This is a genomic window from Paenibacillus oenotherae, assembly GCF_019443105.1.
GTDB classification, from domain to species: Bacteria; Bacillota; Bacilli; order Paenibacillales; family Paenibacillaceae; genus Paenibacillus_Z; species Paenibacillus_Z oenotherae.
Genome location: NZ_JAHZIJ010000001.1, coordinates 119,411 through 132,467, shown reverse-complemented (window position 1 = coordinate 132,467; position 13,057 = coordinate 119,411). Strand labels below are relative to the sequence as shown.

At 50.3% G+C, this 13,057-nt stretch carries 12 protein-coding genes; all 12 read left to right on the top strand.

Annotated features, from left to right (window positions below; translation table 11 throughout):
* The first annotated feature begins 108 nt into the window (after positions 1-108).
* Positions 109-1,437, top strand: a complete 1,329-nt coding sequence (gene rimO, locus K0T92_RS00555) for a 30S ribosomal protein S12 methylthiotransferase RimO (protein ID WP_219870474.1) — start codon at positions 109-111, stop codon at positions 1,435-1,437.
* Positions 1,434-2,006, top strand: coding sequence for a CDP-diacylglycerol--glycerol-3-phosphate 3-phosphatidyltransferase (pgsA, locus tag K0T92_RS00550; protein ID WP_219870473.1), 573 nt, complete (start codon positions 1,434-1,436; stop codon positions 2,004-2,006). The genes rimO and pgsA overlap by 4 nt, the downstream gene beginning before the upstream one ends.
* A 119-nt stretch (positions 2,007-2,125) precedes the next feature.
* The gene (locus tag K0T92_RS00545) at positions 2,126-3,379 is read left to right on the top strand and encodes a competence/damage-inducible protein A (protein WP_219870472.1); all 1,254 of its coding nucleotides are present in this window, start codon (positions 2,126-2,128) and stop codon (positions 3,377-3,379) included.
* A gap of 251 nt (positions 3,380-3,630) precedes the next feature.
* Positions 3,631-4,683 (top strand): recombinase RecA, encoded by a 1,053-nt coding sequence (recA, locus tag K0T92_RS00540; RefSeq protein WP_219870471.1) that lies wholly within the window; start codon positions 3,631-3,633, stop codon positions 4,681-4,683.
* Positions 4,684-4,823: 140 nt separating this feature from the next.
* Positions 4,824-5,522, top strand: coding sequence for a RecX family transcriptional regulator (locus K0T92_RS00535; RefSeq protein ID WP_219870470.1), 699 nt, complete (start codon positions 4,824-4,826; stop codon positions 5,520-5,522).
* Between the two features lie 182 nt (positions 5,523-5,704).
* On the top strand, positions 5,705-7,246 hold the full coding sequence (gene rny, locus K0T92_RS00530; RefSeq protein ID WP_219870469.1) for a ribonuclease Y: 1,542 nt from the start codon (positions 5,705-5,707) through the stop codon (positions 7,244-7,246).
* Positions 7,247-7,319: 73 nt separating this feature from the next.
* Positions 7,320-8,114, top strand: a complete 795-nt coding sequence (locus tag K0T92_RS00525; protein ID WP_219870468.1) for a TIGR00282 family metallophosphoesterase — start codon at positions 7,320-7,322, stop codon at positions 8,112-8,114.
* A gap of 141 nt (positions 8,115-8,255) precedes the next feature.
* Complete coding sequence (locus K0T92_RS00520) at positions 8,256-8,522, top strand: stage V sporulation protein S (protein WP_219870467.1); 267 nt, start codon at positions 8,256-8,258, stop codon at positions 8,520-8,522.
* Positions 8,523-8,616: 94 nt separating this feature from the next.
* A complete protein-coding gene (locus K0T92_RS00515) occupies positions 8,617-9,564 on the top strand; it encodes a dipeptidase (RefSeq protein ID WP_219870466.1) in 948 nt (315 codons plus the stop codon).
* Between the two features lie 183 nt (positions 9,565-9,747).
* Complete coding sequence (locus K0T92_RS00510; protein ID WP_219870465.1) at positions 9,748-11,481, top strand: 2-oxoacid:acceptor oxidoreductase subunit alpha; 1,734 nt, start codon at positions 9,748-9,750, stop codon at positions 11,479-11,481.
* Between the two features lies 1 nt (position 11,482).
* Positions 11,483-12,349 (top strand): 2-oxoacid:ferredoxin oxidoreductase subunit beta, encoded by an 867-nt coding sequence (locus K0T92_RS00505; RefSeq protein WP_219870464.1) that lies wholly within the window; start codon positions 11,483-11,485, stop codon positions 12,347-12,349.
* 107 nt (positions 12,350-12,456) lie between these two features.
* On the top strand, positions 12,457-13,029 hold the full coding sequence (locus K0T92_RS00500; RefSeq protein ID WP_219871146.1) for a phosphate propanoyltransferase: 573 nt from the start codon (positions 12,457-12,459) through the stop codon (positions 13,027-13,029).
* Positions 13,030-13,057 lie beyond the last annotated feature (28 nt).

The window sequence follows — 13,057 nt, the reverse complement described above, 5'->3', positions numbered from 1 at the left end:
GCATGAAACGCAGCGGTTTATGGGACTTTTTCCTATTTTGACAGCAGATTAGAGCTTGTATTATACTTGTAACGATAGCTTTACGGAGTAGATCTGGGGGATACAGCAATGACTGAAAGAGTAAAAGTAGTAACACTTGGCTGCGAGAAGAATCTTGTGGATTCGGAGATAATGTCCGGATTGATTCATGAGCGCGGTTATCATTTAGTTGATCAAGCCGATGACGCGACAGTGATCATCGTTAATACATGCGGGTTTATAGATGCGGCTAAGGAAGAATCGGTCAATACGATTCTTGATATGGCAGAGCTCAAGCAAACAGCGCGGCTCAAGGCGCTTATTGTGTCAGGTTGCTTGACACAGCGCTATAAACAGCAGCTGATGGAAGAGATGCCGGAGATAGACGGCATTGTTGGCACAGGTGATTTTCACCATATTACAGATATCGTGGACGAAGCGCTTAACGGGAAGAAGCCGATGAAGGTCGGCAATCCGGCATTCGATTACGATCAGAAGCTGCCAAGACTTGTCACTACGCCAAGATATACAGCATATGTCAAGATTGCCGAGGGCTGCGACAATGCCTGCACATTCTGCTCTATACCGATCATGCGGGGCAAGTTCCGCAGCCGTTCCATTGACTCTATCGTGCATGAGGTGCAGCAGTTGGCGTCTCAGGGCGTCAAGGAAGTAAGTCTGATCGCGCAGGATTCAACAAACTACGGTACGGATTTGTATGACAAATTCATGCTGCCTGAGCTGTTGAACCGTGTGAGCGAGGTCGAGGGGATTGCATGGGTACGGCTTCATTATGCTTATCCGGGCTTCTTCACCGACGAACTGATCGACACAATAGCATCCAACTCAAAGGTATGCAATTATATCGATATGCCGCTTCAGCACAGTGAGGACTCCATTCTGAAGAGAATGCGCCGTCCCGGACGTCAACGGGATACTCGCGAGCTGGTCGCCAAAATCCGGTCTCGTATTCCGGATGTAGCGCTGCGCACCTCGATTATTGTCGGATTCCCGGGCGAGACAGAGGAAGACTTCCAGCGGCTGTGTGATTTTGTGCGCGAGATGAAGTTCGACCGTCTTGGGGTATTCACTTACTCCAATGAAGAAGATACGCCTGCCGTGCGTCTGCCGGATCAAGTCCCGGATGATGTAAAGGAATGGCGCTCCAACACGCTGATGGAAATTCAACGTGAAGTATCCAAGGATAATAGCGGCAAGTACATTGGCCGTGAGATTGATGTGCTGGTAGAACGCTATGATGGCCGAAGCGATGTATATATCGGACGTTCGCCATATGATGCCCCTGAAATTGACGGAGAGGTGTTTATCTCCAACTGCACAGTGGGAATCGGCGAAATTCAGAAGGTGCGGGTAACGCATGCTTATGAGTTTGATATGTCCGGGGAGGGGCTGAGGTGAATTTAGCCAATCGAATTACGATCGTTCGTATTGTTCTGGTACCGATAATCGTCCTGCTGCTTATTAATGTCGATCTGGGGCCGCTCGTCATTTCAGATTTCACCATCACATGGAATCAGGTCGTGGCCACAGTTATATTCATTATAGCGGCCAGCACGGACGGACTTGACGGCTACATCGCCAGAAAGCGGAAGATCGTTACGAATCTGGGCAAGCTGCTGGATCCGCTGGCAGATAAGCTGCTCGTCGCTGCTGTCCTTATATCGCTTCTTCAGATGGATCGGATTGATGCGTGGATCGTTATTGTTATTATAAGCCGTGAGTTCGCGGTGACGGGATTGCGCCAGATCGCCCTTCTGGAGGGAGTCGTGCTTGCGGCGAGCAAGTGGGGCAAGTGGAAGACGGCTGTTCAGATTACGATGATTATCGCGCTGCTTCTGAATAATTTTCCGTTTGCATTTCTTGACTTCCGTTTCGATCTTATTGCAAGCTGGGTTGCTGCTCTGATAACGGTATACTCAGGCATTGATTATTTTCTTAAGAATAAAGATATTATACAGCTTTCGTAATGACACGGTGCTGGTCCGACAAAGCATCATTCCTTCTTGATTAAGGAATGGTGCTTTTGCTTACCGTATAGATTCTAGATTGTTCTTGCATTCAATACACGCAGAAATGGAGCTGTTATATGCGCGCAGAAATCATCGCCGTGGGAACCGAGCTGCTTCTTGGTCAAACGGTCAATACAAATGCAACCTATCTATCGCAAGGTCTCGCTGATATTGGCATTGATGTTTATTTTCAGACGGTTGTCGGGGACAATGCCGGACGTATACACCAAGCGATCGAACTGGCCCGTTCGCGCGCCGAGCTGATTGTGTTTACAGGCGGGCTTGGTCCGACCCAGGATGATTTGACCAAGGATGCTCTAGCGCGTTATTTGGGCAGAGAAATTGAAATCCATGAGCCTTCTATGGCCAAGATCGAGTCCTTGTTCTCATCCCGCGGCATGCATATGGTGGAGAGCAACCGCAGACAGGCGAACTGTATCCAAGGGAGCAGCCCGCTTGTTAACGATGCGGGGCTCGCAGTAGGCAACGCGCTAAGCCATGATGGAACCCATTATGTCCTTCTGCCTGGACCCCCACGTGAGATGAAGCCGATGTTTAACGGCCCGGCCAAAGAATGGATCCGCTCCATTGCCGGAGAAGAGCGGCGGCTCTACTCAAGGGTGCTGAAATTTGCCGGCATTGGAGAGTCCAGCCTGGAGCAAGCGCTGCTTGACTTGATCGAGGGGCAAAGCGACCCTACGATAGCTCCCTATGCGAAGGAAGGCGAGGTAGCGATACGCGTTTCCACTAAGGCGATCTCGGCAGACGAGGCTGCAGGACGTCTTGATGCTGCGGAGGACCAGATTAAGGAACGAGTCGGGCAGCATTTGTATGCAAACGAGGATATTCCGCTGGAGGAAGCTATCGTGCGCATATTGCGATCCTCAAGGCGCCAGCTGGCCAGCGCGGAGAGTGTCACCGGCGGTCTGCTTGCGGAGCTTATAACGAACATTCCGGGCAGCAGCGGTGAATTTGTGGGCGGTGTCGTGACGTATACGAACATGATGAAGCACAAGCTGCTTGGCGTGCCCATGACACAGCTTGAGGGAACAGATGCGCCGGGAGCTATCAGTGAGTCGACAGCAGCGCTTATGGCTGAACGGGTGCGCGAGCTGACCGATTGTGATTTTGGCGTATCGCTAACTGGCGTTGCCGGACCTTCGGAATCGGAAGGGAAGCCTGTCGGGCTCGTCTACTTCGGAATTGCTGAACGCGGCAAGCAGACCATCGTACATACTGCGAAATTGAGCGGAAGCCGCGATATTATTCGGCTTAGGGCGGCGAAATCGGCATTGTACCGGCTCTGGCAGCGGCTTGAGAACAGGGAATAATGAACAGATTAGGCACTAAGACTCATGTATAATGCCGGAAAAAGCAAGAAATGGCTTGTCAATTCTGGGGATATCGTCTATAATCGACATTAGTTAACGGAAGAACCGTGGCGAAGATTACTTTGCTGCGGTTCTTTTTTTATGCTCATTGGCCGATGAGAGAAATAAGAATATATGTTCGTAAAAAGTCTTGTCAACGGGAACGAAACAAGGTATCATAATATTATAAATGAATGAAGGATGTGGATTCGTTGGCAGATCGTCGCGCTGCACTTGAAATGGCATTACGCCAAATAGAGAAACAATTCGGTAAAGGTTCCATTATGAAGCTTGGGGAGTCCGCACAGCTCACAGTCGAGACCGTATCCAGCGGTTCCCTTGCATTAGATATTGCACTTGGCATCGGCGGATTGCCTAGAGGCCGAATCATCGAAGTATACGGACCAGAATCGTCCGGTAAGACCACGGTTGCGCTGCACGCGATTGCGGAGGCACAGCGTGCGGGCGGACAAGCTGCCTTTATCGATGCGGAGCATGCTCTTGATCCCGCATATGCCGGCAAGCTTGGGGTTAACATTGATGAATTGCTGCTCTCCCAGCCTGATACTGGCGAGCAAGCGCTGGAGATTGCGGAGGCGCTCGTTCGAAGCGGCGCTGTTGATATTATCGTTATCGACTCCGTTGCAGCACTCGTACCGAAAGCGGAGATTGAGGGCGACATGGGTGATTCGCACGTTGGTCTGCAAGCGCGGCTGATGTCGCAAGCGCTCCGCAAGCTGTCCGGGGCAATCAGCAAATCGAAGACAATTGCGATTTTTATCAACCAACTGCGGGAGAAGGTCGGCGTTATGTTCGGCAACCCGGAGACGACACCGGGCGGCCGGGCATTGAAGTTCTATTCCAGCGTTCGTCTGGATGTTCGCCGTATCGAGACGATCAAGCAGGGCAATGATATGGTCGGTAACCGCACTCGTATTAAAGTCGTTAAGAATAAGGTAGCTCCGCCGTTCAAACAAGCGGAGATCGATATTATGTATGGCGAAGGCATCTCCAAAGAAGGAAGCATCGTCGATATCGGGGTAGAGATGGATATTGTCCAGAAGAGCGGAGCATGGTTCTCGTTCAACGGTGAGCGACTTGGTCAAGGCCGTGAGAATGCTAAGCAGTTTCTGAAAGATCATGTGGAAATTTCAGCAACGATTGAGAAACAAATCCGTGATGCTTGCAATGTTGCAGCAGGCGCTTCTCTTGGCGCTGGCGGATTCAGTGAAGATGAGGATGAAGACGATTTCGATCTGGAATAAGCGGAATGCGTTCTTTACGATACTGATCTCCGAAAAAGCACCTGAGAAGGTGCTTTTTCTGTTACAATATGGTCTGTTGCAGCAGCGATTTGTACCGTATCGGTCATTCAGGAAAGTGCAGCAAAGGGGGAATGATGTCTATGACGGATACAGGAGCAGGCAGAGAAGACGAAGCATTGCTTATTACTGCTGTTGAGGGACATCCCAAGGAGAAACAACGCTACTTGCTGTATGTCAATGGCAGCAGGGAGCCGTTGACATCGGTTCATGAGGATCTGTTGATCCGTTACCGGCTGCTCAAAGGCAGAGAGATTCTTATCGACGAGTTGAGACAAATAACAGAAGAAGACAGCGATCATCGCGTATACGTACTTGCGCTGTCATATTTGGGTGCGAGGCCGCGTACAAGCAAGGAGATCATCCGCTATTTGGCGCGCAAGGGAATAGAGGAAGCGGCTTGCGAGAAGGCGCTCGAGCGTCTGCAGCAGGAGCGTTTGGTGGATGATGATTCCTATGCGAACCGATTTGCTTCGCAGCGGATGCGCACTCAGTTGAAGGGACGAAGGCTGCTTCGCCAGGAGCTGGAGCAGCGGGGAATCGCTAAGACGACGGCGAAGGAAGCGGCGGATAACCTCGATAGAGAAGCGGAGAGGGAAGCGGCGACACGCGCCGCGATTAAGAAATGGCCGCATGTGAAGGGGGAGAGCCGTGACCGCAAACGCAAGCTGATGGCCTTTTTGCTGCGCAGAGGGTTTCCGAGCGATGTTGTGAAACAGGCTCTTGGAGCGGCTATTGAGGCGGAAAGGCTGGACGAAGAGGGTCCCGCGCTTGACAATTGATTTTCACAAAAGATAAAATGATCCTGTATACTTTCTTTATAGAATCGATTTTCCTTCCAAAAATTGATTCGAAACGATTTTTTTCGTCAAATTTTAATGAATGAATCGGGTTAACAACCGGCTGTAAAACAAAATATCGTCACAAGCGTTTGCTATGGTGAATGCAACGAGGAGGTGAGAACATGGGCATTGGGTTCTGGATCCCGATCACTCTCGTTGTTGGCGTTATTTTCTTTGGGATCGGTTACTTTATTCGAAAGTCAATCGCCGAGGCCAAAATTTCCAGCGCTGAGCAAGCCGCTACGCAAATCATTGATAATGCAAGGAAGGAAGCGGAGGCGCTTAAGAAAGAAACGGTCGTCGAAGCGAAAGACGAAGTCCACAAGCTCCGTACCGAGGCTGATAAAGATATTCGTGAGCGTCGTAATGAGGTACAGCGTCTTGAGAGACGGCTCCTTCAGAAGGAAGAGTCGTTGGATAAAAAGATAGAAGCGCTTGAACGCAAAGAAGAACAAGTAGCCAACAAAGAGAAGCGGATCGAAGAGACACAAGATCAGATCGATTCACTCTACAAGCAGCAGCTTCAAGAGTTGGAGCGTATTTCGAACTTGACAATGGAAGATGCGAAACAAATTATTCTCAATAACGTCGAGCAGGAAGTTCGTCATGAAACCGCTCAGATGATTAAAGAGATCGAGCAGCAAGCGAAGGAAGAAGCTGACAAAAAAGCGCGTGACATCATCTCGCTTGCCATCCAACGGTGTGCAGCGGATCATGTGGCTGAGACAACGGTTTCTGTTGTCGCACTGCCTAATGAAGAGATGAAAGGCCGCATTATCGGACGTGAAGGCCGCAACATTCGCGCTTTGGAGACGTTGACCGGTATCGATCTCATTATCGACGATACACCGGAAGCGGTCATCTTGTCCGGTTTCGATCCTATTCGCCGCGAAATTGCCCGTACATCACTCGAGAAGCTGGTTGCAGATGGTCGTATCCATCCTGCACGCATCGAAGAGATGGTCGAGAAATCTCGCAAAGAAGTGGACGAACGAATCCGCGAATATGGGGAGCAAGCAACATTCGAGGTTGGCGTTCATGGTTTACATCCAGATCTGATCAAAATTTTGGGCCGCCTGAAATATCGGACGAGTTATGGTCAGAATGTATTGAAGCACTCCATGGAGGTTGCTTATTTAACGGGTCTGATGGCAGCAGAGCTTGGCGAAGACATTACGCTTGCGAAACGTTCCGGCTTGCTGCATGACATCGGTAAGGCGCTTGACCATGAGGTGGAAGGCTCCCATGTTGAAATCGGTGTGGAGCTGGCGAAGAAGTACAAGGAGCATCCGGTCGTTATCAACAGTATCGCATCCCATCACGGCGATTGCGAAGCGACATCGGTCATCGCCATGCTGGTCGGCGCAGCAGACGCATTGTCGGCAGCGCGTCCGGGAGCACGGAGAGAAACGCTCGAAACGTATATCAAACGTCTGGAGAAGCTGGAAGACATCTCGGAATCGTTCGAGGGCGTTGAGAAATCATACGCAATCCAGGCTGGGCGCGAAGTTCGCGTTATGGTACAGCCGGACAAAATCGACGATACGGAAGCATTCCGCTTAGCCCGCGATATTACGAAGAAGATCGAGGGCGAACTCGATTATCCGGGACATATTAAAGTAACGGTTATTCGTGAGACGCGAGCGGTTGAATACGCCAAATAATTAAATCTGCAATAAACCAGTAAAGTGGCTGCCTGTCAGCCACTTTTCTATTCTATTTAGGTGAGGTTATGAGATGAACGTGTTATTTATCGGCGATATTGTGGGCAATGTGGGCCGCACCGCCGTCAAGAAGGTTCTGCCTTCACTTATAAGCAAATACAACCCGCATATCGTAATTGCCAATGGCGAGAACGCCGCGGCAGGCCGGGGGATTACAGCTGCCATCGTGAAAGAGCTGTTCGATGCAGGCGTCCATGGCATTACGATGGGTAACCATACATGGGACAACAAAGATATTTTCGAATGGATCGATGATCAACCAAGGCTTGTGCGTCCTGCTAACTTTTCTGAGGAGGCGCCGGGACAAGGAGCAGCGGTCATTAAAGCGAATGGCAAGGAGCTTGCAATTATCAATTTGCAGGGGCGCACCTTTCTTCCACCGATCGATTGTCCCTTCCGCAAGGCTGATGAGCTGATCGAGGAGATGCGTTCCAAAACAAAATGCATTCTGGTTGATTTTCATGCGGAGGCGACTTCGGAGAAAATTGCTATGGGCTGGTATTTGGATGGTTCAGTATCGCTTGTAGTGGGTACACATACACATGTCCAGACGAATGACGATCGGATTCTGCCAAGCGGTACGGCTTATCTGACTGATGTCGGCATGGTAGGTCCCATGGATGGTGTGCTGGGCATGGAAAGGACGGCTGTCATACACAAGTTCAAGACGCAGCTGCCAACGAGGTTCGTCGTAGATGAAGGCAATTGGCATTTCCACGCCGTGCTTGTAGACATTGATGAATCGACGGGCTCGGCCAAGCGGATTCAAAAAATCCGGCTGACTGAAACCGATTGGCTGATGATGTAGACCCCATGTATGAAACTTTGAAAATTCTCGCAATTCGGAACAGTTTGTAAAGTGTTGCTCAGAAAGAAGGAATTTTCTCCCCTCTCTCGAATACTATCTAAATAGTGGTATCCATCCATCAATCCCGAGGAGGTACTTTACATGGACGTAAATGTATTAAAAGTTTCAGCAAAGTCTAATCCAAATTCCGTTGCAGGGGCGCTGGCCGGTGTATTACGTGAACGCGGTGCGGCCGAATTGCAGGCAATCGGGGCTGGTGCGTTGAACCAAGCGATTAAAGCTGTAGCCATTGCTCGTGGGTTTGTGGCTCCGAGCGGGGTAGACCTTATCTGTATCCCTGCTTTCACGGATATTGTCATTGACGGAGAAGATCGTACCGCTATTAAGCTCATCGTTGAGCCCAGATAGTACACGTGCAGATGGAAGAAGAATAGTGGACCTGTTTACGGCTTTGTAGACAGGTTTTTTTGCGCGCACTAAAGTATTCGGAGGGATGCTGCTCATGAACGGTTATCGGACTGCTGATTTTCATTGTGATGTGCTGTGGAAGCTGCTGGATAATCCCGAACTGTCGTTCGCAGACGATGAGACGAACAAGCTTGACGTAACATTGCCGCGGCTGCGCCATGCAAGAGCGCTGCTCCAGACGTTCGCGATCTACATCCCTGAACGGATGGAGAAGACGGTGGTGCCGATTCTGCACAGCATTGACCTTTTTCACCGCAAAATAGTTGCCGCGCCCGGTATGCGTTTTGTGAGAGGGCCGGAGGACATGCGCATTGCCAGAGAGAATGGCGAGATCGGCGCCTTGCTCTCGCTTGAGGGCGCAGACGGCCTCCAAGGCGATTTGGCGCTTCTTCGCGTTCTGTTCGAGCTTGGGCTGCGTGCGGTAGGTTTAACGTGGAATAACGCCAACTGGGGCGCTGATGGGGCAATGGAGCCCCGAGGGGGCGGCCTGACAGGCAAAGGGCGTTCTTTTGTAGAAGAATGCAATAAATTGGGTATACTGTTGGATGTGTCCCACCTGTCCCAGCAGTCATTCTGGGATATGGCGGACGTGACGAAGCGCCCTCTCATTGCGTCGCATTCCAATACGCAGACGATTTGCAGCCATCCCCGCAATCTGTGCGATGATCAGGTCCGCGCTATAATCGCTATGGACGGGTTAATCGGTCTTACCTATGTGCCGCAGTTTGTCAGAGCGGACGGGAAGGCCGGCGTAGACGATGTATTGCGACATGTAGAGCATATTTGCGGGCTTGGCGGCGCCAATCATCTGATGCTCGGATCCGATTTCGACGGTATTGATAACCATGTTGTTGGTCTGTCCCATCCCGGCGAGGTATATAATTTGTATGACAGTCTCGTAAAACGGTATTCTGACGAGCAGGTGAAAGCTATTTTTGCTGAGAATACTTACCGGTTTTTGACAACGTATCTCCCGAATTAAAGCAGGGAATTCTTTGATCTCTTTCTGATATGGATTCAATCGAAAAGAACTATGTGAAAAATAGCTTTTATACCTTGCTTTTTAAGACCCGGAGTCATAAAATTTATTTGATCATTGAAAACTTTTATTTATTATGTAGTATAATGTCGAGATATGTTTACCTAAAAAGAGGAGATGGACATTTTGATCAGTCAATTGTCTTGGAAGATCGGGGGTCAACAAGGGGAAGGCGTAGAAAGTACGGACCGTATTTTCTCTACAGCGCTCAACCGGCTTGGCTATTATTTGTACGGATATCGTCATTTCTCATCCCGTATCAAAGGTGGCCACACTAATAACAAAATTCGAATCAGCACACATCCGATTCGTGCAATATCCGACGATCTGGACATTCTGGTTGCATTCGACCAGGAAAGCATCGATCTTAATGCACACGAGCTTCGCGCTGGCGGAGTTGTCGTAGCAGACGCAAAATTCAATCCTGTACTGCCTGAAGGGATCAATGCACGGCTCTTCCCGGTACCAATCACTTCCATCGCTGAAGATCTTGGAACCTCGCTGATGAAGAACATGGTAGCATCAGGCGCGTCATGGGCGCTTCTGGGTCTTCCGCTGGACGTGTTCAACAAAGCGGTAGAAGAAGAGTTCGGACGCAAGGGCGCTGCAATCGTAGAGAAGAACGTTGAAGCGGTTAAGCGCGGCGCGGATTTCGTGCTTGAGCTTGCTGGCGGTCCGATCGAAGAATTCCAGCTGGATCCTGCTGATGGCAAGCAGAAGCTGTTCATGATCGGTAACGAAGGAATTGGACTCGGTGCGGTAGCGGGCGGATGTCGTCTAATGTCAGCCTATCCGATCACACCTGCATCCGAGATTATGGAATATTTGATCAAGAAGCTGCCGCCGCTTGGTGGTACGGTCGTACAAACAGAGGACGAGATTGCTGCTGTAACGATGGCAATCGGCGCTAACTATGCCGGCGTCCGGACGATGACGGCATCCGCCGGTCCTGGTCTTGCGCTGATGATGGAAGCAATCGGCCTTGCGGGAATGACGGAAACGCCGCTTGTTATCGTCAATACGCAGCGTGGAGGCCCTTCAACAGGCTTGCCGACGAAGCAAGAGCAGTCTGACCTTAATGCAATGGTATACGGCACGCATGGCGAGATTCCTAAGATTGTCATTGCGCCGGCTTCCATCGAAGACTGCTTCTATGACACGATTGAAGCTTTCAACCTGGCTGAGCAATATCAGGTGCCTGTTATTATTATGACGGATCTTCAGCTCTCGCTTGGCAAGCAATCCTGTGAAGCGCTTGTGCTGGACGAGATTGCAATCAATCGCGGCAAGCTCGTTCGTGAGCTGCCAGAGCTTGAAACCCATCAGCTGTTCAAACGTTATGAGCTAACTGAAGACGGTGTATCACCCCGTGTAATCCCAGGTGATAAAGGCGGTCTTCACCACGTAACAGGCGTTGAGCATGACGAAACCGGCCGTCCTTCGGAGAACTCCGTTAACCGTCAGAAGATGATGGACAAACGTCTTACGAAGCTGAACGGCATGTACATCCGTGATGCTGTCCGTGTTGACGCTCCTCATGAGTCGGCCGATATTCTGGTCATCGGCATGGGCTCAACCGGAGGAACGATTGACGAAGCAAGAACTCGTCTTGAGAAGGATGGACTGAAAACGAACCACATTACAATTCGTCAAATTCATCCGTTCCCGACTGATCTTGTGAAGTCTTACATGGACAACGCGAAGAAAGTGGTTATTCTGGAGAACAACGCTACTGCTCAACTGGCAGCGCAAGTGAAACTGCATGTGGGCCAAGCTGAGAAAATCAGCAGCGTATTGAAATATGACGGTAATCCGTTCCTGCCTTCCGATGTCTATAAAGCTTGCAAGGAGTTGAGCTAAGATGGCAACATTTAAAGAGTTTCGTAATAACGTTAAACCTAACTGGTGCCCAGGCTGTGGAGACTTCTCCGTTCAAGCAGCGATTCAACGCGCAGCGGCTAACGTAGGTCTTGAACCGGAAAGTCTAGCAGTCATCTCCGGTATCGGCTGTTCCGGCCGGATCTCCGGTTATATCAATGCTTACGGCCTGCACGGTATTCATGGCCGCGCTCTGCCAATCGCTCAAGGCGTGAAGCTTGCCAACCGCGAGCTGACGGTTATTGCCTCCGGTGGCGATGGCGATGGCTTCGCAATCGGTATGGGTCATACTGTTCATGCGATTCGCCGCAACCTGGATATTACTTATATCGTTATGGATAACCAGATCTATGGCTTGACTAAAGGTCAAACATCACCGCGCAGTGCGGAAGGCTTCAAGACCAAATCGACGCCGGAAGGTTCGATCGAGTCTACGCTTTCCCCGCTCGAGATCGCAATGTCTGCTGGCGCAACTTTCGTTGCACAATCCTTCTCCACGGATTTGAAGCAATTGACATTGTTGATCGAAGAAGGCTTGAAGCATAAAGGCTTCTCGCTTATCAACGTATTCAGCCCGTGCGTTACATTCAACAAAGTGAACACGTACGACTGGTTCAAGGAGAACATCGTTAATCTGGAGCAATTCCCTGATTACGATCCTACGAACCGGATTGCGGCAATGAACAAGATCATGGAAACGAACGGTATGCTGACAGGCCTTATCTACCAGAACAAAGAACGCAAATCGTACGAGGATCTCGTTGTCGGCTTCCAAGAGAAGGGTCTTGCCAACCAAGATCTTACGTTGTCTCCTGAGCACTTCGACAAGCTGGTAGCTGAATTCAAATAATAGTATCCTTGTCTAGGATCTCAAGGCATACGGTCTCCGGACTGTATGCCTTTTAACACTCCTGTACTAAGGGACGACTAAATCCATTCGCACGAGAGGACGATGAACTGATGAAAACCGTACCTGTAGGCGTTTCCGCCAGACATATTCACTTATCCCAGGAGCATGTGGAGATTTTATTCGGCAAGGGAGCAGCCTTGACTGAGATGAAGCCGTTATCGCAGCCGGGGCAATACGCAGCGAATGAGACAGTTGCGGTCATCGGTCCTAAAGGTGGTTTTCCAAAGGTTCGAATATTGGGTCCGACACGGGGGCGCACGCAGCTTGAGGTGTCCCGCACAGATGCATTCGCCCTTGGTATCAATCCTCCCGTAAGAGAATCAGGGGATATTGCTGGTTCAGCCGGCATCACCATTAAAGGGCCCGCAGGTGAAGTGACGATTCAGGAAGGGGTCATTGTGGCCGCCAGACATATACACTTCCATACGAGCGATGCCGAGCGGTGGGGGATCGCGGACAAGCAGCGGCTGTCTGTCCGGCTTCATGGCGAACGCGGGGTTGTGCTTGAGCACGTTATTGCCCGTGTATCACCTGATTTTGCACTGGATATGCATATCGATACCGATGAAGCGAATGCAGCAGGTGCTGCAACAGGCGATACAGCAGAAATTATCGGTTAACAGAACAAAGAGGGAAGAGACATGGAGC